This window comes from Microvirga sp. TS319 (assembly GCF_041276405.1).
In the GTDB taxonomy this organism is placed as follows: Bacteria; Pseudomonadota; Alphaproteobacteria; order Rhizobiales; family Beijerinckiaceae; genus Microvirga.
Map to the genome: position 1 here is coordinate 2,729,662 of NZ_JBGGGT010000002.1, position 25,359 is coordinate 2,755,020.

Here is a 25,359-nt window from a genome sequence, read left to right on the forward strand (position 1 = left end):
AGAGACCCATGGGCTTTGCTTTCCGCGTCATCGCAAGCTGCGCGATTCCCGTCGCGCTCGCGATGATTGGCATCATCGTCGCCACCTATCTGACCCTCTCGGGCATCGCGGAGCGGCAGCAGGAAGACCGGATTCTGTTTCGCCTGGAAAATCTCCGCACGAGCATCGAGGCAAATCTGAGCCTCGGTTTCCAGCTCGCTCAGATCGGCGGAACGCAGGACGTGCTGGAGCGAGCCAGATCGACGGATTCGGTCCTTCAGGCCCTCGACGTCTTTTCCGGCGACGGCGTGTCCGTCTACAGCACGGATCGCGGCGTCAAGGGCGAGCCCGTTCCGGCCGAATGGCGCGCCGCTGCGACCACCGGCAACGCGGAGGACCATTGGCGGTATGAAGGCCCCGCCGAACTCGTTCTCGGCCTGCCGATCCGCAACGATCTCGGCGACGTCGTCGGTCACATCGTGAGCATCACGTCGCCCGAAGAGGCCCTGGCGGCGGATCTGCCAGGTCTTCTGCAGAGATTGGCGTTCTGGATCGTTCCCGTCGGTCTCGCCGCCTCGATGGTTGCGGCGCTCGCTCTGAGCCGGCGGATCACGCGTCCCTACCACGCGATCGCCGATGCGCTTGCGGGACGGATCGCCTCTCCGAATCCGGACGAGCCCCGAGAGGCCGCCGCGCACGCCGCGCGGCGATCCGGCCTGATGGCGATGGCCGATCTGGAAAGCGCCACCGAGCGCCTCGAGGCGATCGACCATGCCCTTTGAGCACAGGAAGGGCAGCCATGCGCGACATCTGCCGGCGCATGTCGCGGGGGTTGTCGCCGTCTTCATCATCACGGCGGCGACAGGCCTCGGCATCGCCTGGCTGTCGATCTCCTTCGTCAGGGAGAGCCTGCGGTCGGAGCAGCGCTCGGCCCAACGCGCTGTGGCGGAGGCCGTGCAGCGATCGGTCGACAGGGCGCTTGCCCATGGAATTCCCCTGACGGCCATCGAAGGACTGACTGATTATCTGAACGACATGAGCCGCCGCATCGCCGGGACCAGGGCCATCGAGATCCGCTCGGATGCCGGATTCAGGGCCGTCGGGGGTGCCCCCGGCTCCGCTCAGGACACGCTCGTCTTGCCTCTCGCGAGCCTGGGAGCGGAGATCGTCGTTTATCGCGACGACGGCCCCGTGACCGGCGCGATCGAGCGCCTCCATGCCCAGGCCCTGATCCTCGCGCTGGCCGCGGCGCTGCTGGCGTCGGCCCTTCTCTGGTTGCTGGCGCTTCGCCCGCTGACGCGGGCGCATCGCCATCTCGCAACCGTGATCGACGCCGTGAGCGGGGGCGACTTCACGCAGGCCGCGACGATCCACACGGCGACCCCGGCCGACATGCCCCTTCAGGAAGCCCGCGCGCTCACGCGCGAGGTCACTGCCCATTACGCGACGATGCATTTTCAAGCCGAAAGCCTCCGGGCCATCGATTTCGATGACAGCCTGGCTCCCTTGATCGACGAGGCCGTGGAGCGTGCCTGCGGCGGGCGCCGCTTCGCTTCGGACCCGGTTGCAGAAAAGACGCCCTGATGCTGTTGCGCCATCGACTTTCCATCATCGCGTCGGCAGGCGCCCTGCTGATCGTGTGCGGTCTGCTCTGGGCCTCCCGCCAGGGCGAGACGATTTCGGCGCAGCGCCTCTCCTCCGTGGCGACCAACGGGCAAAATGCGCTCTGGCAGCAGCTCGTCCGCTCCGAGGTGGAGCGCCTCGACCAGATGGCGGATGCCCTGCAGAACCCTTCGTTCCTGCGGGCCATCGACGACGGCGGCACCGGTCGGATCTCATCCGTCATCAATGCCGAATTCGGCGCGACCCGCGACCGGCTGGCGGTTCTCGAATTGTCCCGCGGCGACGGCCGGGTGCTGCATTCGACCGGACGCGCGCTCGACAGCGAAAGAGCCCTGGACCTGACCACTCTCGCGGAAGTGGCCGCGGGCGCCAGCAGGGCGGGCCTTTGGCAAAGCGCGCCGGACCGCTTCCTGATCGCGAAGACATTTCCGCTTCGCGACGCGAAGGGCGACACCGTCGTCGTCACCCTGGGCCTCGATGCGGCGGACGTTCTGGGCCGGTTCGCCGAGAGCCTGAAGACCGACGCCTTTCTGATCAACCCGCGTGGGCGAATGGTCGTGGGGACCGGTCCGGAGCTGTGGCACAGGCTGCTCCCTCGCCTGCCCCTGCGCAGCGCGAGCGTTGCGACGCAGGAGATCGACGGCCGCATCTACTCCCTGGTCGGGGTGCCGGTGAGCGATCTGAGCGGAGGCCTTGCGGGCCTGCTGGTCACGCTGGACGACGCCACGCAGGCCCTGGCTCCGGCGGAGCGGATCAGGACCCTGAGCATGGCCGGATCCTTCCTGTTCGCCCTGGCTCTCGTGGCGGGGCTTCATGTCTACCTGATCCGGGCCTTTCGTCCGCTCGACCGCACGACCAAGGTGCTGAACGCGCTCGCGCGGGGCGACACGACGGCCCGGATCGCTCCGACCGGCGACGACGAGATCGGCCGGATCGCCGAAACGGTCAGCCATTTCCGGGACAACGCCATCGCGCTCGACCGGCTGCGCCTTCAGCAGACCCGGCAGCGGCGGCGCCAGGAGCGGCTCATCCGGGGCAGGATGAAGGAGCTCGCCGGCACCCTCGATTCGAACGGACGCGATGAGATCCTGACCATCCTCGACACGCAGACGCCTCATGGCGGCGAGGATGCGGATTTCGTCCTGTTGCCCCATGTGCTGCAGCAATTGTCGAACCGCATCACCCAGCAGCATCTGAGGCTGAACGAGCTGATCGCGGACCTGCGCGACTCTCTCGTGACGAAGACGAAGCTCGCCGGCATCCAGCAGGAGCTGGAGATCGCCCGTCAGGTGCAGCTCGCCATGGTTCCGGCGACCTTTCCGGCCATCGACGCCATCGATATCGACGGCGGGATGATCGCCGCCAAGGAGGTCGGGGGCGACTTCTTCGACTGCTTCGCCCTGACGGAGAACACATACGTCCTGATGATCGGAGACGTGTCGGGAAAGGGCGTCCCGGCCTCCCTGTTCATGGCGATCACCCGCACCCTGCTGCGGGCCACCGCTCTCTACGAGCCCGATCCGGCGCGTTGCGTCGAGAGCGTCAACAACCTTCTCGCCCGCGAGAACGAGCAGATGCTGTTCGTCACCCTGTTCTACGGCGTGCTCGACGTTTCCACGGGCGAGCTCGTCTACGTCAATGCGGGCCACAACCCTCCCCTCCTCGTGAGCGCCTCGGGAGCCGCGCGCTATCTCGACGGGACCGGCGATATGGCGCTCGCGGTAATGGAGGATCAGGGCTACCGCGCCGAGCGCCTGACGCTGATGCCGGGCGATCTGCTCGTCACGTTCACGGATGGCATCACGGAGGCCTTCAATCCGGAGAACGAAGCCTTCGGCGAGGAGCGGTTGAAGGATCTCTGCCTGCGCGAGCGAGAGGCTCCGTCCGTTCAGGTGCTGATGCAGCGGGCCTACGGAGCCTTGACGGATTTCGTGCGCGACGCCGAACAATCGGACGACATCACATGGCTCGCCCTGCGCCGGCGGCCATGAGGTCCTATGGCATCGGACGTAACATCGAACCCGCATCCGACGCTGTAAGTCGATGTCTTTCAGCTTTTTTCGCGCAAAACCGGTTCCCACTTTTGCGTCCGATGCTCTCGACAAAAGAGCCGCCGGGAAACCCGGCGGCTCGTCGTTTCATTCAGGAACTCGGACGATCGGCGTGACTACGACGCGGAGCCCATCTCGCCGGTGAGCCAGTATTTGACCCGCGCGGGATGCTCGCTGATGTAGTTCTCGATCGCCTTGTCGACCGAGCCTTCGTTCGAGTCCGACATCGCGGCTTCGAGTTCGCTGAGCGGAAGGTGCATGCGCATCAGGAACTGCGCGACCTCCGGATGGTCGCTCTGGAAGCCCTGGCGGGCGATCGCGTAGACCCGCTCGACGCCGCCGAGCGCCTGTTTGGGATCGTCGAGATAGCGCAGCTCGTACTTGCCAAACATCCAGTGGGGGCTCCAGCCCGTCACCACGATCCACTCTTTCCGGCGGATCGCGCGATCCAGGGCCGACACCATGGCGGCGTCGCTGGCGGTGGTCAGATCGTAGCCGCTCAGGTCATAGGTCTTGACGGCTTCCTTCGACAGACGGGTGAGGCCCGCGCCGGGGTCGATGCCCTGGATCTTGCCTGAGAGCTTCTCCTTCACGTCCGGCTTGGAGAGGTCGGCGATGGACCCGATCTGATCCTTCGGGACGTAGTTCGGCACGACCCATCCGAGCTTGGCGTCCGTGTAGAGAACGCCGAGGGTCACGACCTTGTCGCCCACGCGCTTCCAGTAATCCTTATGGGTTTCGGGCAGCCAAGCCATCATCATCGCATCGATGTCGCCCTTCGCCACGCCCTGGTATTGCGGCGCGATATCGGTCTGCAGAAGCTCGACCTTCTCGGAATAATTGTCCTCGATGAGCTTCTTGGCGAGCTTGGTGACGAACTCCGCATCGGCCCAGGCGGTCCAGCCGATCTTGATCGGCTTCTTCTCCTCTTGCGCCTGCAGCGTGCCCGCAAGGCCTGTGGTCAGGGCCGCCGCGAGGGCGATCCGGGCGAAGGTCTTGAGCATAGGGTTCTCCTTTATCGCTCTTGGGGTTTCTTGGGGTTGTCGGGCACGGGACCGGAGGACCGGCCCCCTGCCCGTCGTCACGCGCCTGCCTGGGCAGGCACGGTTTCGATTCCGGCGACGGCCCGCCTGGCTCCGGCGCGGCGGGCGACGGGAAGCGGGATCCTCAGGGCTGCCGGCCGTGAGAGGCTCTGCGTCAGACGGTCGAGGATGATGGCCAGGATCACCACGGCGAGGCCGCCCTCGAAGCCCACGCCGACGTCGAGACGCTGAATGCCCGTCAGCACCGTGTTACCCAGGCCTCCCGCGCCGATCATGGAGGCGATCACCACCATCGAGAGCCCCAGCATGATGGTCTGGTTGATGCCGGCCATGATGGACGGCAGGGCCAGCGGGAACTGCACCTTGAACAGAAGCTGGCGGTCGGTGCAGCCGAAGGCTTGCCCGGCCTCGACGAATTCGCGGTTCACCTGCGTCAGGCCCAAAGCCGTGAGGCGCACGACGGGCGGCATCGAGAAGATGACGGTCGCGATGGTGCCGGGCACCGCCCCGAGACCGAAGAACATCGCGGCCGGGATGAGATAGACGAAGGCCGGCATCGTCTGCATCAGATCGAGCAGCGGGCGCGTGCCGGCCGCGGTCAGAGGGCTGCGGGCCATGAGGATGCCGAGCGGAATGCCGAGCGCGATCGCGATCGCCGTCGCGGCGATGACGAGGGCGAGCGTCTCGATGGTCTCCTTCCACAGGCCCATGCCGACGATGAGAAGAAGCGCCGCCCCGCAGAGTACGGCGAATTTCCAGCCGACCCGCCAGAGCGCGAAGAGCGCCACGATGCCGATGAAGGCCCAGGACGGCAGCCACGAGAGCCCATCCTTGATGCCGTCGGCGAAGAAGCCAATGACGTCCGCGATGGCGTCGAGGGTCGGCGAAAAATGGTCGAGCGTATACTCGACAGCGGCGCTGGCGGCAGCGCCGATGCTCAGTTCGAAATCCATGAATGTATCCTTCGCGCGGGAGCCGGGTTCAGGCGGCGCGGTCGAGCGTCATGAGGAGGGACGACTTGGAAATGGTGCCGACATAGCGCCCGGCCGCATCCACGACCGGCACCGGCCACCGGCTCTCGGCGACCCGGCCCATGACCTGCGCCACCGGCGCATCGGCCTCGATGGGCACCATGTCGGGCAGGAAGGCCCGCCGATAGGGATCGGGCCAGCCGGCATGCACGGCCTCCTTGAGCGACTCGGCGCTGACCATGCCCTGGTAGCGCTTGTCGCGTGCGACCACGATCGCGACGTCGCGATCGTGAGCCCTGATGCGTTCGAGCGCGGCATGGACGCTCAGGCCGGCGCGATCGATCAGGGTGATCTGGCTGTGGCGGGCGATGTCGCCCGCGCGGAAGACATGCGCGACGTCCACGTTGCGGAAGAACGACCGGACATAGTCGTTCGCCGGATTCATGACGATCTCTTCCGGCGTGCCGACCTGCACCACAACCCCGTCCTGCATGATCGCGATGCGGTCCCCGATGCGCATCGCCTCGTCGAGGTCGTGGCTGACGAACACGATCGTGCGGCTGTGCTCCGCCTGGAGGCGAAGAAGCTCATCCTGCATCTCGGTGCGGATCAGGGGATCGAGGGCCGAGAAGGCCTCGTCCATGAGGAGGATCGTCGGCTCGTTGGCGAGAGCGCGTGCAAGACCGACGCGCTGCTTCATGCCGCCGGAGAGTTCGTCGGGACGGCTTGCCGCATAGCGGCCGAGACCGACCGCCTCGAGCGCCCGGAGAGCCTTCTCGTGACGCTCCTTCTCGGGCATGCCGGCCACCTCCAACCCGAAGGCGGTGTTGGCCAGAACCGTGCGGTTGGGCAGAAGCGCGAAGCTCTGGAACACCATGCTCATGTCGCGGCGGCGCAACTCGATCAGGTCGCGCTTGCCCATTTTCGTTACGTCCTGGCCGTCCACCAGGATCGAGCCCAAGGTCGGGTCGATCAGCCGGTTCAGCAGGCGCAGGAGAGTCGACTTGCCGGAGCCGGACAGCCCCATGACCACGAAAATCTCGCCTTCCCTGATGCTGAAGCTCGCGTCGTTGACCCCGATGGTGCAGCGCGTCTCGGCCTGGACGGCATCCTTGCCCTGTCCGGACCGAATCATGTCGATGGCGCGCGGAACCTGCGGGCCGAACACTTTGAATACGTTGCGAAGGACGATCTTGTCAGCCGATAGGGCCGCAGCAGCGCTGCGCACGGTATCGTCTTTATCAGTCATCAAACCCCCGATTTCCCCTGCCTAAAAGGTTAGGGGCAACCTCCGTTGTGTAATGTTTGCCAGGAGAATAGTTGAAAGATTGGACCAGGCCATATTCCTGCACGCGTCATAGCGCGCAAATGCCTCGGTCCGGCGAAACGGACAGCATATTTGGCTGCCTTCGATGAGGTTTATCTAGACGGTTCGAGCCATATTGCCAACCCTTGAGGCATGAATTGGCTGGATTCCCTGTTCATGACGATGGGAATTCGACCGCCGCGCGCCATGTCTTTCGGTTACAAAACAGGAGCTTAGCGGCGATCGGAACAGGGCGGCCCCAAAGTCCGGGCAATGTTGCAAAACGCGGGTCTGGGCCAGGCATTCTTGTGGCTGGGGGCGCAGCACGGCGATTTTTCGGTGCCTTCGCGAACACCGTTCAGGGCCGGTTCAGGCGACTCGTTTTCAGCGAAGCGCCTGACGCCATGGGGCTGGCGCATCGTGCGGAAAAGTGGATCCGGTTTTCGCTGACGCGGCCCTTCGGGTCCGCAATGAACGATGCGCTGCTCTAAGAAGGGAGCATCGGATTCAATCCCAAAAGTGGATTCCACTTTTCACGTCCGATGCTCTGGAGCAGCTCGACGAAGAGCCGGACAGGATGCCGTCAGGGATGGTCCTGATCGGAGGGCAGGTCCGCCAGCCGCTTGATCTCGAAGATCGCCGCGACCACGAAGGCCGATAAGACGACGAAGGTCGTGAGCGTTGCGAGGGTCCCTTCCTGCACGCCCGAATTCACTCCGATCACCAGCATCATCGCCAGGACGGGAAGGCCCAGAGTGATCGCAGCCAGGATGACCAGGGGGTTCGCGAATGCCTCGGTTCCATGGGCCTTCGAAGAAGCCCGGGAAGGCTGCCGGGACGAGACCTCCTGCCGGAGGACCTCCCCTTGCGGCACAGGCATTGCCTGCCGGGACGGATCCCGTGCGGGCGAGGCGTCCAACGTTCCAGTCTGCTGCTTCATGAATGCGATCCCGTGATGCGATGCCGAGGAATTGTGCCGGTCGAGCCTGAACTTCACAAGCAAGCCGCACACCATTGGAGTTGGAGCAAAAGGGGTATTTTCAAGACGCTCCACGAAACATCGCCTGCGGCGCCGCCTTGAAAGTCAATGGCCCGCAGCCGAAGCGGAACTCGTAAACATGGCCGCAATGCCTCCCGTCGCCACGGGCTCGCTCGCGGCGCTTCTGAGCTGCCGCAGCAGGCCTTTCCGTTTGGCCTCGTAGTAATAGCCGCGCGAATACAGGGAGACCGCCCGGTCGATATTGCCCCCGGCCACCGTATAGGCATTGGCGAGATAGGGCACCGCATAGGTGAGATTGGTATTGGCATCGAGCAGGCCCGATGCCGGACCCGTGTATCCCATGCCGCGCGCCGTGGCGTAGCGGATCTGCATCAGGCCGAGGAAGCCCCGGTTGGCAGCCTGCGGATTGTAGCCGCTCTCCCGCTGGATGATCCGGTGCACCAGAGCCGCGGGCACGCCGTGAGCCTTTGCGTGCTGCGCCACGAGGGCATCGATGGCGGCGTGGTCCGAAGCGGCAGCCGGCAATGCGCAGGCCGCAACGGCACAGCCCAGAACGAGACGAGCGATCATAGCAACCCCTATGTTTATAGGGGGGCATTCTCCGGGCGAACGTGGCAATTAGGCGTCAGCTTGGCCGTATCGCGGGGGCCGCGCCTCTCTCCGACCCTGGGGAGCGCAGCGATGGACAGTCCGGAAATCGCGCTCCAGGACGGAACCTGAGCCGTTCTTCATCGTCATCCCCTTATGCTTTCCCACGCCGATAACCGAACCGGAGGCGGAGACGAACCGATGGGCAGAAAGTCCTTGCTGATGGCTGCATGTCTTGCCGCTCTCGCGGCCGTGTCTCCAGCCGGAGCCGCCGAAATCTCCATTCTGGTCAACAAGACGACACAGCGCATGACCGTGTCGGTGGACGGCGCGGAGCGCTATTCCTGGCCGGTCTCGACAGGCCTGGGGGATTATTCCACGCCTTCCGGCACCTTCGCTCCATCCCGGTTGGCGAAGGAGCACTACTCCAAGGAGTGGGACGACGCTCCCATGCCGCATTCGATCTTCTTCACCGATGCCGGCCACGCCATTCATGGCAGCCAAGCCGTCGCCCGCCTCGGCACGCCGGCCTCGCACGGCTGCGTACGGCTTGCTCCGAGGAACGCGAGCACTCTCTTCAACCTCGTCGCCGCCGAAGGAATCGGCAACACCCGGATCGAGATCACCGGTTTCGAGCCGATCGGCACGGCGCTGGGATCCGGAAACGGCTCGCAGGGCGACTACAGCCGCCTGACCAGCTTCGATCCCCTGACGGACGGGATCATGGCCGGCGGCGGAGCCGCCCGGCGGTCGACCGACGTGAGACGATAGCCACGGACCGTCATGGCGTCCCCGCGCAGGCGCGGATCCATAACCGCGATATTCCAGACAAAACACGGCGGCGGCCGCTCTCGCTAGGTCCGACCCGGGACGATAGCGAAGACACGATGACATGGGCGCGATGACATGGGCAAGAGAGCGCGGACTTCCCGGCCCGCGCGGATTCGGTTGCGCATCGCACGCACAAGTGGGAGCCGGTTTTGCGTGAAAGGATGGGCGAAAACCGGGTCCACTCCAGGCTGGAAAAAGTGGACCCGGCTTTTCGCAGGAGCGATGCGCTAACGCGGCTTGCGCGGACCCGGCTTCGACGATCCGCCGGTTTTCCGCGTCGATTTGCTCGCGCCCTTCAGGCCGGTCGACGATGCAGCCGCGCGACGCCTCGTAGCGCCCGCCGCGGCGCCCGTCTTCCTGGCGGTCGTCTTGGCAACGCCGGTCTTGGTGGCGCGTTTCACGGCACTCTTGGAAGTCGCGGCACGGGTTTTTGCGGCAGGACGGGCTGACGACACACGCGTCGTTTTCGCAACGCGCCCGGAACGTGCCGGCGTGGCTCTGGATGTCGTCGCAGAACGGCGCGCAGGCGTCTTTGATGCGGAGGCTGTCGTCTTGCGAGCAGTCGACGCCGTCTTGCGGTCGCTCGATGCCGTCTTGCGCGCAGCGGCCTTTTTGGCAACGCCTGTCCTGGACGAGCCGGTCGAGGATGCGCGTTGCGACGTGCTCTTCGTCGCACCGGCGCGTTTGGTGCCGGCAGTGCGACCGCCAGAGGTCCCGGTTTGGCGGGAACTCCTCTTGCGGCCGTCCGTGGAAGCCGAGGACGCGCGCGCGGCGCTGCGTTTCGTCCCTGCGCTCTTCGCCGTGCCGGGTTGGGCCGTCGCATTCCCGACCTTCCGCGATACTCGCGTCGTTGAACTCTTCGTTGAACTCTTCCTGGCGGTACTGGCGGCAGGCCGCCTCGCGGGGGCCGCCTCCGTCGCGATGAACTTGAAGAAGCGGCTCGTCTGATCTGCCCCGATGCTGTCCTGATGCAGGAACGTCAGGTCGCTGTCGTCGAAGATCCGAAAGAATTCATCCCAGGGGACTTCTTCGAGCGCCTCGTCCTGCTCGCCGAAATCGAAGCGGAGAATGCCGCCTCGACCTCTCCTCGTCCGAACGACCGAAGGCCGGCCGCCGCGCTCCTCCGCCCACCGGCGGATCTCGTCGTGATCGGTGGTCGTCGTGGCTTGACTCATGGTCCTTCTCCACCTGTACGAGTTTCATCCTCAACGTCGGCGGCAAAGGTCAGTTCCTGGCACGGCCCCCCGGGAGACCGCCTCGCCGAGCAGGCTTTTCGGTCAAGCTGAAACCAAGTGGTGCGCGACGCGTCTCTATCGCATGCAGGCCCGTGCCTGCCGATGTTGCGAACGCAACGAGCGGATCGCCGGTTCGACATGCTGCACCGTCAACACCAAGCCTTGCAAGCGCAAGCCATGCGGACAGCACCCGTGGACTTTCCCCTCTTTCACACCTGCAGGAGGATTGATCGAATGCTCCGCCAGCCCCTCACCACCCGTCTTCGGGCCACTCTCTTCACCAGCATGCTGTCGGCTGCCGCTCTCTCGGTACCGGCGACGCCAGTCTTCGCCCAGCAGCCTCAGGTCCCGACCGATTTCACCGCGATCGTGAAGCAGAAGATGCCCTCCGTCGTGGCGATCACCACGCGCCAGCACGTGCAGGAACAGAGCCAGATGCCGTCGCTGCCCGAGGATCTTCCCTTCCGCGAATTTTTCCGTCGCTATTACGGCGACGGCGCGCATCAGGATCAGCGGGAGCAGATCCGGCAGGCGCTCGGCTCGGGCTTCGTGATCAGCCAGGACGGCTACATCGTCACGAACAACCACGTGGTCGAGGGAGCCGAGGAAATCCATGTCGTTTTCGGCGAAAACACGAACGTGCCGGCCAAGCTGGTCGGTCATGACCAGGCGACGGACATCGCCGTGCTGAAGGTCGACCCGCAGCCGAACATGACCGTGGCGTCCTGGGGCGATTCGGATGCGGCCGAACCGGGCTCCTGGGCAATCGCCATCGGAAGCCCCTTCGGCCTGGGAGGAACGGTGACGGTCGGCGTCGTATCCGCCCGCGCCCGCGACATTCGATCGGGTCCTTATGACGACTTCATTCAGACAGATGCCTCCATCAATCGCGGCAATTCCGGCGGCCCCCTGTTCAATGCGGCCGGCGAGGTCATCGGCGTGAACACAGCCATCTTCTCCCCGACGGGAACCAATATCGGCATCGGCTTCGCGGTCCCGTCCCGCACCGCTCAGGCCGTCGCCAATCAACTCATTCAAACGGGTCACATCGAGCGTGGCTTCATCGGATTGAGTCTTCAGGACATCACGCCCCCCATCGCTCAGGCGCTCGGAAGGCCCGACGACACGGGCGTCCTCGTCGCTTCCGTGGAAGCAGGCGGACCGGCCGAGAAGGCCGGCGCCCAATCAGGCGACATCATCACCAAGTTCAATGACAAGCCTGTCGAGAACGGACGCAGCCTGTCGCGCTCCGTCGCTGCCGTGAAGCCCGGATCGGAAGCGACTCTGACCGTCGTGCGCGGCGGCAAGACGCAGGATCTGAAGGTCACCGTCGGCCAGCGCCAGGAAGAGCAATCCACCCAGATGGGCTCTCTCGATCAGCAAGACACCGGAAAGCGGCTCGGTCTCGCCTTGAGCCCGATCCCGGACGCCGCACGAGACCAGCTCGGCCTCAAGCCCGGCACGACGGGCGTTCTCGTCCAGCGGGTCGAGCCGAACAGCCCGGCGGCCGAGAATGGCCTGAAGGAGGGCGACGTGATCGTGTCGGCCAACAACCAGTCGGTGACCTCGCCGTCCGACGTCGCCAATGCCTGGTCGCAGGCGCAGCAGAACAAGAGGCCGGTCCTTCTGCGCGTGAAGCGCGAAGACCAGTACCTGTTCGTTGCGATCGGGTCCTGACGGCGCATGGCGCACGAGCGCCGTGCGGCTCCTACGGCATCGGGTGTGGAATGCGGGTGTATCCGAGGGACACAATCCCTCGGTGCCGCATCGCTTCGGGAGGAACCCGCCATGAGGCAAAGCAACTGGCTTGCCCTTTCCGTCGCCGCGATCCTCGTCATCCTGATATGCACGGCGCTGTGGCTCGTTTTCGTGAACCGCAACGAGCCGCCCGGGGCGACGGGGTCCATTGCCGGAGCGCCCGCCGAGGGGCACCCGGTGACGCCGGAGACGCCCGGCCGCTGAGAAGGCCGCATCGCAAGAGCATCGAACGCGGGAAGTGGGCACCGGTTTTGCGTGAAAAGGTGCTCAAGAACATAGACTAGACTGCATCGGATGTACGTTCGATGTCACACCCGATGCGCGACGACGTGCCGACCGGATGGACCGGGACGGCCGCGGTCATTTCTTCACGAATTCCGGAGCGGCTTTGAGCTGGTCCTGCGGGATATCCAGCGTGATCCGCTCGGGCGCGAGAACGTCGCTTACCTGAATGTCGGCCCGCGTCTTGGCTCCCGCCGCCGTGCTTGCCGGCAGGTTTCCGCTCACCATTCCGGTCGAGGCCGTCGTCTCCACCGGATCGATCCGCACAGTATAGAACGGGACCGCGATCTTCCGCTCCCCGATGCCCGCAATGCCCCCGATCGAGATCACATAGCCGCTGATATGCCCGTCCCGGCTGAGGATGACATCCGAGATGGTGCCGTCCGATTGTCCGTTCGCGCCGACCACGCTGTGCCCGATCAGGTCCGAAGTGCGCCAGAATCCGCGAGGCGGAGAAGCATCGGTCGAGCCGAGGGGTGTCTGGTCCTGCGCCATGGCGGTCGTGCTCAGTAGCAGGGCGGCCATCAGATAGGTCCTCGTCATGGAAGTTCCCTCCCTGTCGGTTGCGCGTCACCGGGGGCTCGCCGTCACGCGCATGCGACCCGGCGCGATCGGCCCGGCTCAGACCGAACGGCGGAAGCGGACAATTCGTTGCCGCAAGAGAGGCGTTCTCGAAGCCGCACGGAGACCTGTGCCGCCCCTCTCCCGAGGGTCCGAAGCCGAAGAAGCCAAGCGTTCACGCGAAGCGCTCGTTCAGGCGAAGCGTTTGGCGCCAGCGACACACAGGACGACGACACACGTCGCCGCGATCATCGTCCAGGCGACCGGCTCGTCCAGCAGCAGGCCCGCCAGGGTCAGGCCGAAAAACGGCTGGAGCAATTGCAGCTGCCCGACGCCCGCGATGCCTCCGAGCGCGAGGCCGCGATACCAGAAGACGAAGCCCAGCAGCATGCTGAAGACCGAGACATAGGCAAGCCCGAGCCAGGCCGGACCGCCGATCGCGCTCCAGGAGCCAGGGACCGTGATCAGCGCCAGGATGCCCATGACCGGCAGCGACAGAAGCAGCGCCCATGAGATGACCTGCCAGCCGCCGAGCCTTCGCGACAGGGTAGCTCCCTCCGCGTAGCCGAGGCCGCACAGCACGACCGCGGCCACCATCAGAAGGTCGCCCGTGAGCGAACCCGCATCGCTGTTGACGAGGGCAAATCCCGCGACGGTCGCAGCGCCGAGGCCCGAGAACAGCCAGAAGACGGGCTTCGGCCGCTCGCCGCCGCGCAGGACGCCGAAGATGGCGGTCGCGAGCGGCAGCAGGCCGATGAACACGATGGACCGCGCCGAGGTGATGTGCCGGAGCGCGAGCGCCGTCAGCAGCGGAAAGCCGACCACGACGCCGAGAGCGACCACGGCGAGCGACCCGAGATCGCGGCGCGCCGGCCGCATCTGCCGGAGGCCCGCAAGGAAGAGGGCCCCGAGAAGTCCGGCGATCACCGCACGGGCCGAGGTCAGGAACAGGGGCGAGAAATCGCCGACGGCGACCCGCGTCGCCGGCAACGAGCCGCTGAAGATGATGACACCCAGAAGGCCACTGCCCCACCCGTCCGTCGTACGATCCATGTCGCTTCTCCTTGAAAGGCGGATCCTAGGATCTCGGGGCTGGCCGCGACAGAGACAGTGCAATACAATTTTCCAGAACTGTATGGGTACGGCAGAGCATACAATTGGCAGGGACTGGATGAAGAACGGCGACCAGACACGAACCGGAGACGTGATGGCGGCGATCCGCTCGAAGGTGTCGAGCCGCGCCCTTGCGGCCGGTGACCGGCTGCCTTCGATCCGGAGCTTCGCGGCCGCCATGGGCGTCTCGCCGTCGACGGTCGTGGAAGCCTATGACCGGCTCGTGGCCGAGGGCCTGATCCGCGCCCGGCCCGGCTCCGGCTTCTATGTCGCGGGCGGCGGCCAGCCGCCGCTCGCGCTGGCGGAGGCCGAGCCCCAGCGCGACCGGGCGGTCGATCCGTTCTGGGTCTCGCGGCAGTCGCTCGACGCCGATCCCGCGGCGATGAAGCCCGGATGCGGCTGGCTCCCGGCGGACTGGATGCCGAACGCCGCCCTTCGCCGCGCCATGCGGACGCTCGCCCGGGCGGAGGATTCGATGCTGACCGATTACGGCAGCACGCGCGGCTCCCCGCGCCTGCGCCGGTGGCTCCTCGGCCGCTTCGCCGAAGAAGGCATCGAGGCCTCACCCGATCAGATCATGCTCACGGGCTCGGGCACGCAGGCGATCGACCTGATCTGCCGCTTCCTGCTGAGGCCCGGCGACACGGTGCTTGTGGACGACCCCTGCTATTTCAACTTTCAGGCGCTTCTTCGGGCCCATCAGGCCAGGATCGTCGGCGTTCCGTACACGCCGTCAGGCCCCGACGTGCCGGCCTTCGAGGCGGCTCTGATCGCGGAGCGGCCGCGCCTCTACATCACCAACTCGGCGCTCCACAACCCGACCGGCGCGACCCTCTCGCCGCAGACCGCCCACAGGATCCTGAACGCGGCCTCGGCTCACGATCTGACGATCGTCGAGGACGATATCTTCGCCGATTTCGAACCTGAGCCCTCACCCCGCCTCGCCGTGCTCGACGGGCTGGACCGCGTCATCCGGATCGGCAGCTTTTCGAAGACGCTCTCCGCCTCGATCCGCTGCGGCTACATCGCGGCGCGGACGGACTGGATCGACGGTCTGGCCGATCTCCAGGTCGCCACCTGTTTCGGCGGACCGAGCCCGGTCGCATCCGAACTCGTCGCGAGCGTGCTCGTGGGAGGCGGCTACCGCAAGCATATGCACGATCTGCGCCAGCGCCTCGCGCGGGCCAGGCACGCCATGGCGGCCCGCCTCGAGCCCCTCGGCATAAGGCCCTGGCTGATGCCGAGGGGCGGCTTCTATCTGTGGTGCAGCCTGCCCGAGGGGCAGGACTCCGCCGCGCTTGCCCGCATGGCCGTGGACGAGAACATCGTGCTCGCCCCGGGTAACGTGTTCAGCGTCTCGCAGACCGCCCGCTCCTTCCTCCGGTTCAACGTCGCACAATCGGACGATGCGCGTATCGTGGAAGTCCTGCGGCGAGCCATGCATTCGCTTCCGGTTCAGCGATCCTGAAGCTGTGAGGGACCAACGCTCGGCAGGATGAAGCGGAGCCGCTACAGGAAGGGCATGCTCCGCCTCGCGCATCGTGCGAAAAAGTGGACCCGGTTTTTCGCCGGGACGATGCGCTCATCGAAGGAGGCAGCATCGGATGCAATCCCGCAACTGGATTCCACTTTCCACGTCCGATGCTCTTGCGCTCACCGGCCGGCCGACACCTGTCAGGCCGCCAGGAAGAGCTCGCTCTGGCGCCAGGAGGCGGTCGGCCGGCGCTCTCTGGGCCGGGCCAGCGCGATCCGCTCCTCGAACCGCACCTGCGCTTCCTTGAGCAGGCGGCGCTTGCGCGCATAGGGCTGCGAGGCGATCGCCACATCCCTGACGACGGCGGCCGCCGCCGCGTAAAGATCGGTGGTCGCCGCATCGAGGCCCGGATCGCGTTCGTAGAGAGCGAGAAGGCTTGCCAGGTTCTTTCTCAGGAGGGTCTGAAGATCGCGCAGATAGGCCTCCTCTCCCCCGGCCTGTATGGCTTTCACGATGGGTGGGATCATCTTCAGCTTCTCTTCGATGGCTTCGTTAAGCGTCTTCTCCGTCATGGGCAATCGTCTCCGGATGAAGGGCCCGCCCAGTCCCTTAGTTCACGCAGCGTTAGGATGCGCCTTCCTGGTTAACCGACGGTTTCAGGCGCGCGCTGCACAGTGGGAAACCGACAGCGCCGGGACAACATGACGCTGTTCCTCGTTCAAATGGCGTTGAAGGCGCCCGGCCTCATGCGGCTCCGGCGTTCGATCACGTCCCGGCCGCCAGCGCGATCGAGTCCGCGACCTTCTCGTAGCGGTCCGACAGGGTCGCCGTGGCGATGCGCAGATGCCGCGTCGGGAGATTGGAGAACTTGGCCCCCGGATGGATGGCAATGCCGTGGGCCGCGAGCGTCACCATGGCGAACGGCTCCGAGGACACCGGAACCCAGGCGCACAGCCCCGCGCCATGCAGGGCGTGAACGCCCCTGTTCTGCAGTGCGCCGACCAGATGAGCGCGCCGGGTGTGATAAACCGTGCGCGCGTGATCGACGGAATCCCGCGTCGCCGGATCGCGCAGCAGCCAGGCGGTGGCGGCCTGCAGGATGCGGCTCGTCCATCCCGCGCTGAAGCTGCGATACGACTGGATCTGCTCGACGATCACCCTGGTGCTGGACAGGACGGCAAGGCGCAGATCGGGCCCATGCGTTTTCGAGAACGACAGGATGTGGATGACCCGGTTCGGAAAGCGGGTCCCGAGGGAATGGCGCGGGGCCGCGGAGATATCCCCGACGCCATCGTCTTCGACGATGAGCGTATCGCTCTCCTTCAGGACCTCGGCGAGCGCCTCCAGGCGTTCCCGGCTGACGCTCTGGCCTGTGACGGAATGCAGCCGCGGCTGAAAGATGAAGGCGGCGGGCCTGGATTTCATCGCCGCCGCGAGAGACGACGGCAGCGGCCCCTCGCCGTCGCATTCGACCGGAACGATACGGACGCCCCGGTCCTCCAGGATGTCGAGGATGCGCATGCCGGTCGGGTTCTCGATGGCGACGGACGCCCCCGGCGGCAGCAAGGCGTGAACCAGCGTATAGACCGCGTTGTAGCCGCCATTCGTCGCCAGGAAGGCCTCCGGCTCGTAGGGCCACGCCTTCCTCACCTCCTCCTCCAGCTCCGGCAGGATCCGGTTGCGCTCGTAGCTGTTGAGGTTCTCGGCCGAGGCGCCGTAGGCCATCGCCTCGGCGAGCGGCGGCAGCAGGCGCACGTCGGGAACGGCGGCGGTCAGGTTCAGGATGCCTTCGCCGTAATTGCCGGAGCTCCCGAGGCGGTTCGGCTTGGCGACGAAGCGGTCGCCGCTCACCCAGGTGCCGTTCCGCCCTCGCCCGCTGATGATCTTCTGACGCCGCAGCTCGCTCCACGCCTCCGAAATGGTCGCGGGGCTGACCCCGAGGGCGAAGGCGAGATCCCGGATCGGCGGCAGCTTCGTCCCGACGGGAAGCGCGCCCGCCCGGATCAGGGCCCCGGTCTCAAGGGCGATCCCGCGAATGCTCCTGTCCGTCAGCCTGTCGGTGAACCAATTCGCGTCCCTGCTCTCGGCCATGTCGCACCAGATTTAATGTTCAATAACATAATAGAGTTTGATCAACGTCATGTGAACATTTTAATTAGCCGTTAAACAAGTTTGCAGCGAGTGAATGCCGATGCCGTTGACCCTCCGCCTCGCCCTCCGCGACTGGGATTACATGACGCCTCTGGTCCTAGGCGACGTCCGGTCGCCGCGCCTCGACGTCAAGGTCGATCGGGTCGGTACTCTCGTCTCCAACGTCGCCCGCGATCCCGCCTATGACGGGGCCGAGATGTCCTTCAGCCGCTACTCGCAGCTGCGGCACGACGGGGACGACAGCGTCGCCGGCATCCCGAACTTCATCATGCGCGGGTTCCGTCACCGCTGCATCATCACCAGGAAGGACAGCCCGATCCGCAAGCTCTCGGATCTCGCCGGCAAGAAGATCGGCATCACGGGCTGGCGGGATTCCGGCAATACCTGGACCCGCGCGGCCATCCGTCGCGAAGGCGTCGGGGTCGAGGACGCCATGTGGTATGCGGGCCGGCTGACCGAGGCCCATCCCATCACGGACCGGCTCGACGGGTTCGGCCGCCCGGGCCGCATCGAGGCCGCTCCCGGCGAGCGTCCGATGGTCGATCTTCTGAAGGACGGGGGCCTGGACGCGATCTTCACCCCGTTCATGCCGCCCAGGTTCTTCGACCAAGACTCGCCCTTCCGCCAGGTCCTCGACGACTTCAGGGCGGCCGAAGTGGCTTATTTCCACGAGGTCGGCTATGTGCCGGGCATGCACCTGATCGGCCTCAAGGCCGAGATCGTGCGGGAAAATCCGTGGGTCATGGACGAGCTCAGCGAGCTGATCGACGCCTCCCAGCGCATGTGGCTGCAGAAGCGCGAGAAATACGCCGACACGACCCCCTGGATGATCGACGAGCTGCGCCGCTGCGCCGCCGATTTACCTCCCTGCTGGAATATCAGCGGCTTCAAGGCGAACGAGAAGATGATCAGCGACTTCGCCACCGAGCTGTACGAGCAGAAGATTCTTCCGCGTGTCCTGACGCCCGCCGAGTTCTTCCCATGGCACGCCGACGCGGCATGAGTTCCTGTCAGAACGACTGAAGACCTGAAACAGCGTCCTCCAATCGAAAGGGTCCTTCCCATGCATTCGAAACTGATCGCCTCCGCCGCCCTTGCAGCCCTGGTCCTCGCGGGTCCGGCCCTGGCACAGGAAACCGCCATCCCGAAGCAGAGCGTGAACGACGAGTTGCGGGCGCGCCTGCCGGAAAACATCCGGACCGAAGGCAAGATGATCTCGGTCAATAACGGTTCGTTTCCTCCCTATGAGATCGTCACCGGCACCGAGATGACCGGCGCCAGCAACGATCTGACGGACGCGATCGGGCAGGTCCTCGGCGTCAAGATCGAGCATGTCACGGTCGGCGGCCTGCCGGCCCTGCTCGCGGGCGTCAATTCCGGACGCTATCAGTTCGCGTTCGGCCCCGTCGGCGACTTCAAGAGCCGCGAAGAGTCCAACGACTTCGTCGACTGGGTTCAGGAATTCGTCGTCTTCGCCGTCCAGAAGGGCAATCCCAAGGGCATCACGTCGCTGGATACCGCCTGCGGCAACCGCATCGCCGTCATGGCCGGCGGGTCGGCCGAACGGGTGATCCAGGCTCAGGCGGAGAAGTGCAAGGCCGACGGCAAGGAGGCGCTCACGGTTCAGTCCTATACGGACCAGCCGAGCTCGATTCTCTCCGTCCGCTCGAAGCGCGCCGACGCGTTCTTCTCCTCCCAGGCTCCCCTCACCTACTTCGTCGCCCAGGCCAACGGCCAGCTCGAGCTGACCGGCACCGGACAGCGGAACGGCTTCGAGGACCTCTATCAGGGCGCCGTCGTGCCCAAGGGCTCGCCGCTCGGACCGGTGCTTCTCGATGCCATCAAGCTCCTGATGAGCAACGGAACCTACGCCCAGATCATGAAGAAGTGGGGCCTCGAGAACAACATGATCAAGGAGCCCGGCATCAATCTCGGCGGAGCGCTCCCGAAATGAACCGGCTTGATCTGTCGAGCGCATCGCCCTCCGGCGATGCGCCCTTCCGGGACGTGGCGACGGCCCACGCTCCCTTCCGCGTGGGCCGATTGATCCTCTGGGCCGTCATTCTTCTCGTGGCGGCGAATTTCGCCTGGATCGTCGCCAACAACGAAAACTTCGGCTGGCCCGTCGTAGCCGCCTATTTCTTCGATCCGACGGTGATCAGCGGCCTCTACGTCAGCCTCGGGCTGACGGTCGTCGCGATGGCGATCGGCACGATCCTCGGGCTGGTGCTCGCCATCGCGCGCCTGTCCAAGGATCGGCTCGCGAATTCGCTGGCGGCCCTCTTCATCTGGTTCTTCCGGGGCACGCCGCTGCTCGTGCAGCTCATCTTCTGGTACAACCTGTCCACCCTGTTCCCGCGGCTTTCGATCGCGATCCCCTTCGGTCCGACGCTCGCGAGCTGGGACACGAATTCGGTGATCACTCCGATGACGGCCGCCATCGTGGGCCTCGCGCTGAACGAAGCCGCCTACATGGCAGAGATCATTCGCGGCGGCCTCCTCTCGGTGGACCGCGGCCAGGCCGAGACCGCCGAAGCCTTCGGCATGACGAGAGGCCGGGCCCTGTGGCGCATCATCATTCCGCAGGCCATGCGCTCCATCGTGCCGCCGACCGGAAATCAGCTCATCAGCATGATCAAGGCGACCTCCCTTGTCAGCGTGATCGCGATGGCCGACCTGCTCTATTCCGTGCAGTCGATCTACAACCGCACCTTCGAGATCGTTCCGATGCTGCTCGTGGCGGTCATCTGGTATCTGCTCATCACCTCGATCCTCAACATCGGACAGGGCTATATCGAGGCCTATTACGGCCGCAGCGAACGCCGCAACAAGGCCGACGGGAAACCGGCGCTCGCGGGCGCCGCGGTACAGGAGGCAAGCCATTGAGCGCCGCCCAGACCATGAAGCCCATCGTCCAGGTCCGCGACGTCCACAAGTCCTTCGATCAGCTCGAAGTGCTGAAGGGCATCGACCTCGACATCATGCCCGGAGAGGTCGTCGTGATCCTCGGCCCCTCCGGATCCGGCAAGTCGACCTTCCTGCGCTGCATCAACCACCTGGAGGCCATCAACAAGGGCTTCGTCGCGGTGGACGGCGAGCAGATCGGCTACCGGCTCCATCGCGGCCGCCTGGAGAAGCTCTCCGCGAACGGCATCGCCCGCCAGCGCCGGAAGATCGGCATGGTGTTCCAGCAGTTCAATCTCTACCCGCACATGACGGTGCTGCAGAACATCATCGAGGCTCCCGTGGGCATTCACGGCGAAAGCCGTCAGGAGGCGACCCGGAACGCCATGAGCCTGCTGGAGCGGGTCGGCCTGTCGGAAAAGGCACAAAGCTATCCGCGCCAGCTTTCCGGCGGACAGCAGCAGCGCGTCGCGATCGCCCGCGCCCTGGCGATCAAGCCCAAGCTGATGCTGTTCGACGAGCCGACATCGGCGCTCGACCCGGAACTCGTCGGCGAGGTGCTGGCGACCATGCGCGACCTTGCCAAGCAGGGCCTCACGATGATCGTCGTCACCCACGAGATCGGCTTCGCCCGCGAGGCCGCCGACCGGGTCGTGTTCATGGACGGCGGCAAGATCGTCGAGATGGGCAACCCGGAGGACGTGATCGGGAACCCGCAGCATCCTCGCACGCAGGCCTTCCTGTCGCGTTTTCTGTGACCGTCGACGGCCCCTTCCTTTCAAGCCAGCCTTTCTCAAAGTCATTCGGACGATATTCATGCTCAACGACAACGTCTTCGCCAGAGTCTCCGATTTCGATGCCATGGAAGCGGAGCTCACCGGCATCCGCCGCCATCTCCACGCCAACCCGGAACTCTCCTTCGAGGAGGCCGAAACGGCGCGTTTCGTCGCCGAGAAGCTCGAGGGCTGGGGTTATGAGGTGACCCGCAACGTCGGCGGTCACGGCGTCGTTGCACGCCTGAGCGCAGGCGACGGGCAAAAGGGCATCGCCATCCGGGCCGATATGGACGCTCTCCCGATCGTGGAGGAAACCGGTGCGCCCTATGCCAGCCGTTCGCCGGGCAAGATGCACGCCTGCGGCCACGACGGCCATACGACCGTGCTGCTGGGCGCGGCCGAATATCTGGCCCGCACCCGCCGCTTCGACGGCACCGTCACGCTGATCTTCCAGCCTGCCGAAGAGGCCGGAAAGGTGAGCGGCGCCCAGGCCATGATCGCAGACGGCCTATTCGAGCGCTTTCCCTTCGATGCGATCTTCGGCCTGCACAATCATCCCGGCGCACCGGAAGGCAACATCCTTCTGCGCTCCGGTCCGATGATGGCCTCGTCCGACACGGTCAACATCACCATCAAAGGGGTCGGCGGCCATGCCTCGCGCCCCCACCTCACCGTGGACCCCGTGGTGGTCGCGTGCAACCTGGTCGTCTCGCTGCAGACGATCGTTTCGCGAAACATCGACCCGACCCAGACGGCCGTCGTCACGGTGGGGACGATCCATGCGGGCAACGCCGTCAACGTCATCCCGGAATATGCCAAGCTCGCGCTGAGCGTCCGCTCCTTCGATCCGAACATTCGCGATCTCCTGGAAGAGCGCATCGTCAAGCTGACCCGGTCCGTCGTCGACGGCTACGGCGCGACCGTGGAGATCGACTATGAGCGGGGCTACCCGGTGGTCGTCAATTCGGAAGCGGAGACGATCTTCGCCCGCTCCGTCGCGGAGGAACTGATCGGAGCGGACCGGGTTTCGACCTGTCATCTCATTCCGGGAAGCGAGGACTTCGCCTATTTCCTCGAGCACAAGCCGGGAAGCTTCCTGCGGCTCGGCAACGGCGTGAAATCGGCCATTCTGCACAGCGCGAAGTACGACTTCGCCGACGGCAGCCTGACCACGGGCGCTGCGCTCTGGGCCCGTCTGGTCGAACGTTACCTGGCCTAGAGCCTTTTCCATGAACTTCGGTTCACGGAAAAGGCATTTGTTGTTTGAGAAAGACGCCTTTTCTTCGCAAAACCGGCATCCACTTTTGCGGAAAAGGCTCTAGAGCCCCGAACCCAAAAGTGGGAACCGGTTTTGCGTGAAAAGATGCTCAAAATATAAACTTACAGCATCGGATGTGGGTTCGATTTCACGTCCGATGCCGTAGGGTACGCGGCCTTACTCGGGCGGCGTCCCCTTGACGAGCTTGAGCGCATGCTGCGCGGCGGCGGGCTCGCTCTCGCCGCGACCCGCCACCTGCACGGTCGGGAACGCGAACTGAATCCCGTTCTCGTCGAAGGCCTTCTTGAGATTTGCGAGGGCCCTGCGCCGCACCGCGAACTGCTCGCCGGGGCGGGTCATCATCTTCAGGCGGATCTGAATCGCGAAATCCCCGAACTGCTCCACGCCCTGCATCTTGAGCGGCTCGATGATGTGCGGCGCGAACTCGGGGTCCGATGCCAGGTTCTTGCCCACCTGCTTGATGATCTTCTTGGTCAGGTCGAGATCCGTGTCGTAGGTCACGTTGATGGACAATTTGTCGATGACCCAGTCGCGGCTCATGTTCTCGACCGCCCCGAGCTGTCCGTAAGGCACGGTGAAAATCGGCCCGCGATGATGCCTTAGCTTCACGGAGCGAAAGCCGAGGGACTCGACCGTGCCCTTGTAGCTGCCGCTCTGGACGTACTCGCCCACACGGAACGCGTCGTCGAGAAGGTAGAAGATCCCGCTGATCACGTCCCTCACCAGCGCCTGCGACCCGAAGCCGACCGCGACGCCGAAGATCCCGGCGCCGGCGATCAGCGGCGCGATTTCCACCCCGAGCGACGACAGCGCCATCAGAACGGCCACCACGGCGAGCACGATGAAGGCCGTCATCCGGAAGATCGGCAAGAGCGTCAGGAGCCGCGCCTGCTTCAACGCCTCCTCGCTGCCGGGCACCGTCGTGGCCTGAATGCGCGACAGCCTGCGGTCGATCTGGGTCTTGACCACCTGCCAGACGAAGTCTGCGAGGAGCAGGATCACGAGACTGCTCAGGACGCCCCGCACCAGCCGCGTGACCGCCGTGTCGCGGCTGGTCAGCTCCACGAGATCGATCTGCCAGACCCAGGCGAGGAACAGGGCGGCTCCGGCGATCAGAAGCGCGCGAATTCCCCGGTCGAGGTAAACGGCGTTCATCTCGTGTTCGGCCGAGAGTTCTTCCGACCCTTGGGGATGAAGAAGATTGCGAACCGAAAGCCTTGTGATCGTCACGGCCTGCGGCAGGATGACGGCGACGGTCGAGAGCCAGAAAATCCCCATGAGCCCCGCGACCCAGAACCCCCACAGGAGAACGAGGTAAATCGACAGGAGCCAGCTTCCGAGATGGTGGTGCCGCGCCGGCCGTTCGGGATTTGCGGCGACCTGGGAGGAAACGGGCCGCCGCCAGACGACCTCGAGGGCGATGGCCAGAAGGCCGATCCCGAGGAAATACGCGACCACTCTGCGGCCGTCGAACGAGAAGCCGAGATTGCGGGCCGTCTCGACCGTGGCCCAGCCGAAGACGAACCAGCCGATGAACAGCATCGCGCGGCGATACCAGAACCGGGCCTCGCGATCGGCCAGGGGAATGACCCGGAAACGGCGGGACGCCACGCGCCACGCGCCCCCGGGCGCGAGGAGGATGCGTGTGACGAGACGGGCGAGCCGCAGCAGGAGCGCCGCCGCCAGATAGGCCAGGACGATGCGCCTCAACAGGAGCGGCCAGTCGAAGATCAGGAAGGCGCCGATACTCCCGATCCCGAAGATCGCCACATAGGTCAATCCCAGGGCAAGGCGCATGCCGATCGCTTTCACGCGCCCGTTCACCGTGTCTCCGGAAGACGAGAGAAGCCGCTCCCGTGCCCTTGCCGTCGCCTTGATGAAGATCCGCTCCAGGCCGATTCCGAGGCAGAGAAACCCGAACACCAGGAGAAGGATGTTGAGCAGGGACCGGCTCTGAAGCTCTGCGGTCAACAGCTCCGCGCCCTGTCTCGCCTCCTCCGGCAGACGAGGAATGGCCGACATGAGGTCGATGAATTGCCTCCGGATCGCAGCGATGCGCATCCCGAGGGCCTCGGAAAGGGTGGCCGTCTGGGCGGTCTCTCCGGGAGGTGGCGGCGGTCGCCGCTGCTGGTCGATCCATTGGCGGATGGCGGGATCTTCGAGAAGCCGCAGAAGCTCGTCGACCTGTGCCGGGGGAGGTGCGGAAGCGCGCGGCGCCTGGGCGAGTGCCGGACCATCCACATGAATCAAGACGAGGGCAGCCATCGCCCACAAGGCGCCGGCCCATCTCCTCTGCCCTGTCCCTCTCACGCTCTGTCCCAGTCCGATCTCCCCATAGACCCTGGAGGCTTCAGCAACTATAACCGATTTCGCCGCCCGCGTTGACAGGCGCCGACGAGCAGCCGCGCCGGATCCCGGGCAGACCTCCCGGCCC

23 protein-coding genes are annotated in these 25,359 nt (G+C 65.4%); 13 read left to right on the forward strand and 10 right to left on the reverse strand.

Annotated features, from left to right (window positions below; genetic code table 11):
* Positions 1–8: 8 nt before the first annotated feature.
* Genes AB8841_RS22280 through AB8841_RS22290 form a run of 3 tightly spaced genes read left to right on the forward strand, consistent with a single transcriptional unit; the run spans position 9 to position 3,593 of the window.
* Complete coding sequence (locus tag AB8841_RS22280) at positions 9–761, forward strand: hypothetical protein (protein WP_370437967.1); 753 nt, start codon at positions 9–11, stop codon at positions 759–761.
* On the forward strand, positions 751–1,563 hold the full coding sequence (locus AB8841_RS22285; RefSeq protein WP_370437968.1) for a hypothetical protein: 813 nt from the start codon (positions 751–753) through the stop codon (positions 1,561–1,563). Before AB8841_RS22280 ends, AB8841_RS22285 begins: the two co-directional genes overlap by 11 nt.
* Positions 1,563–3,593 (forward strand): SpoIIE family protein phosphatase, encoded by a 2,031-nt coding sequence (locus AB8841_RS22290; protein WP_370437969.1) that lies wholly within the window; start codon positions 1,563–1,565, stop codon positions 3,591–3,593. Before AB8841_RS22285 ends, AB8841_RS22290 begins: the two co-directional genes overlap by 1 nt.
* Positions 3,594–3,769: 176 nt before the next feature.
* Here AB8841_RS22290 and AB8841_RS22295 read toward each other — a convergent pair whose 3' ends face one another.
* From AB8841_RS22295 to AB8841_RS22315, 5 genes are all read right to left on the reverse strand, one after another.
* A complete protein-coding gene (locus tag AB8841_RS22295; RefSeq protein ID WP_370437970.1) occupies positions 3,770–4,657 on the reverse strand; it encodes a glycine betaine ABC transporter substrate-binding protein in 888 nt (295 codons plus the stop codon).
* Between the two features lie 77 nt (positions 4,658–4,734).
* Complete coding sequence (locus AB8841_RS22300) at positions 4,735–5,649, reverse strand: ABC transporter permease (RefSeq protein WP_370437971.1); 915 nt, start codon at positions 5,647–5,649, stop codon at positions 4,735–4,737.
* Positions 5,650–5,677: 28 nt separating this feature from the next.
* Positions 5,678–6,916 (reverse strand): glycine betaine/L-proline ABC transporter ATP-binding protein ProV, encoded by a 1,239-nt coding sequence (gene proV / locus AB8841_RS22305; RefSeq protein WP_370437972.1) that lies wholly within the window; start codon positions 6,914–6,916, stop codon positions 5,678–5,680.
* Between the two features lie 640 nt (positions 6,917–7,556).
* Complete coding sequence (locus AB8841_RS22310; protein WP_370437973.1) at positions 7,557–7,913, reverse strand: hypothetical protein; 357 nt, start codon at positions 7,911–7,913, stop codon at positions 7,557–7,559.
* Between the two features lie 144 nt (positions 7,914–8,057).
* The gene (locus tag AB8841_RS22315; RefSeq protein ID WP_370437974.1) at positions 8,058–8,543 is read right to left on the reverse strand and encodes a transglycosylase SLT domain-containing protein; all 486 of its coding nucleotides are present in this window, start codon (positions 8,541–8,543) and stop codon (positions 8,058–8,060) included.
* A 219-nt stretch (positions 8,544–8,762) separates the two neighbouring features.
* On the opposite strand from AB8841_RS22315, the gene AB8841_RS22320 reads away from it, so the two are divergent.
* The 4 genes from AB8841_RS22320 (at position 8,763) to AB8841_RS22335 (ending at position 12,589) form a co-directional block, all read left to right on the forward strand.
* Positions 8,763–9,332, forward strand: coding sequence for a L,D-transpeptidase (locus tag AB8841_RS22320; protein WP_370437975.1), 570 nt, complete (start codon positions 8,763–8,765; stop codon positions 9,330–9,332).
* Positions 9,333–9,629: 297 nt separating this feature from the next.
* Complete coding sequence (locus AB8841_RS22325; RefSeq protein WP_370437976.1) at positions 9,630–10,340, forward strand: hypothetical protein; 711 nt, start codon at positions 9,630–9,632, stop codon at positions 10,338–10,340.
* Between the two features lie 521 nt (positions 10,341–10,861).
* A complete protein-coding gene (locus AB8841_RS22330) occupies positions 10,862–12,304 on the forward strand; it encodes a DegQ family serine endoprotease (protein ID WP_370437977.1) in 1,443 nt (480 codons plus the stop codon).
* A gap of 111 nt (positions 12,305–12,415) precedes the next feature.
* The gene (locus AB8841_RS22335) at positions 12,416–12,589 is read left to right on the forward strand and encodes a hypothetical protein (RefSeq protein WP_370437978.1); all 174 of its coding nucleotides are present in this window, start codon (positions 12,416–12,418) and stop codon (positions 12,587–12,589) included.
* A gap of 156 nt (positions 12,590–12,745) precedes the next feature.
* On the opposite strand, the gene AB8841_RS22340 is transcribed toward AB8841_RS22335, so the two are convergent.
* Positions 12,746–13,210 (reverse strand): PRC-barrel domain-containing protein, encoded by a 465-nt coding sequence (locus tag AB8841_RS22340; RefSeq protein ID WP_370437979.1) that lies wholly within the window; start codon positions 13,208–13,210, stop codon positions 12,746–12,748.
* A 210-nt stretch (positions 13,211–13,420) separates the two neighbouring features.
* On the reverse strand, positions 13,421–14,281 hold the full coding sequence (locus AB8841_RS22345) for a DMT family transporter (RefSeq protein ID WP_370437980.1): 861 nt from the start codon (positions 14,279–14,281) through the stop codon (positions 13,421–13,423).
* A 118-nt stretch (positions 14,282–14,399) separates the two neighbouring features.
* Here AB8841_RS22345 and AB8841_RS22350 point away from each other — a divergent pair, with 118 nt between their 5' ends.
* Entirely contained in the window at positions 14,400–15,809 is a 1,410-nt protein-coding gene (locus AB8841_RS22350) for a PLP-dependent aminotransferase family protein (protein ID WP_370437981.1), read from the forward strand.
* Positions 15,810–16,015: 206 nt separating this feature from the next.
* On the opposite strand, the gene AB8841_RS22355 is transcribed toward AB8841_RS22350, so the two are convergent.
* Entirely contained in the window at positions 16,016–16,387 is a 372-nt protein-coding gene (locus AB8841_RS22355; protein ID WP_370437982.1) for a hypothetical protein, read from the reverse strand.
* Between the two features lie 193 nt (positions 16,388–16,580).
* Entirely contained in the window at positions 16,581–17,906 is a 1,326-nt protein-coding gene (locus tag AB8841_RS22360; RefSeq protein WP_370437983.1) for a PLP-dependent aminotransferase family protein, read from the reverse strand.
* 100 nt (positions 17,907–18,006) lie between these two features.
* Here AB8841_RS22360 and AB8841_RS22365 point away from each other — a divergent pair, with 100 nt between their 5' ends.
* The 5 genes from AB8841_RS22365 to AB8841_RS22385 are packed head-to-tail and all read left to right on the forward strand — an operon-like array spanning position 18,007 to position 22,865.
* The gene (locus tag AB8841_RS22365; RefSeq protein WP_370437984.1) at positions 18,007–18,969 is read left to right on the forward strand and encodes an ABC transporter substrate-binding protein; all 963 of its coding nucleotides are present in this window, start codon (positions 18,007–18,009) and stop codon (positions 18,967–18,969) included.
* A gap of 60 nt (positions 18,970–19,029) precedes the next feature.
* Positions 19,030–19,920 carry an ABC transporter substrate-binding protein gene (locus AB8841_RS22370; RefSeq protein ID WP_370437985.1) on the forward strand — a complete coding sequence of 297 codons (891 nt, stop codon included), beginning with the start codon at positions 19,030–19,032 and terminating at the stop codon, positions 19,918–19,920.
* The gene (locus AB8841_RS22375) at positions 19,917–20,852 is read left to right on the forward strand and encodes an amino acid ABC transporter permease (protein WP_370437986.1); all 936 of its coding nucleotides are present in this window, start codon (positions 19,917–19,919) and stop codon (positions 20,850–20,852) included. Before AB8841_RS22370 ends, AB8841_RS22375 begins: the two co-directional genes overlap by 4 nt.
* A 14-nt stretch (positions 20,853–20,866) precedes the next feature.
* Positions 20,867–21,628, forward strand: a complete 762-nt coding sequence (locus tag AB8841_RS22380; RefSeq protein ID WP_370439344.1) for an amino acid ABC transporter ATP-binding protein — start codon at positions 20,867–20,869, stop codon at positions 21,626–21,628.
* 58 nt (positions 21,629–21,686) lie between these two features.
* Entirely contained in the window at positions 21,687–22,865 is a 1,179-nt protein-coding gene (locus tag AB8841_RS22385; RefSeq protein ID WP_370437987.1) for a M20 aminoacylase family protein, read from the forward strand.
* A 216-nt stretch (positions 22,866–23,081) separates the two neighbouring features.
* Here the strand turns inward: AB8841_RS22385 and AB8841_RS22390 are convergent, their stop codons facing one another.
* Complete coding sequence (locus AB8841_RS22390) at positions 23,082–25,190, reverse strand: mechanosensitive ion channel family protein (RefSeq protein WP_370437988.1); 2,109 nt, start codon at positions 25,188–25,190, stop codon at positions 23,082–23,084.
* Between the last annotated feature and the right edge of the window lie 169 nt (positions 25,191–25,359).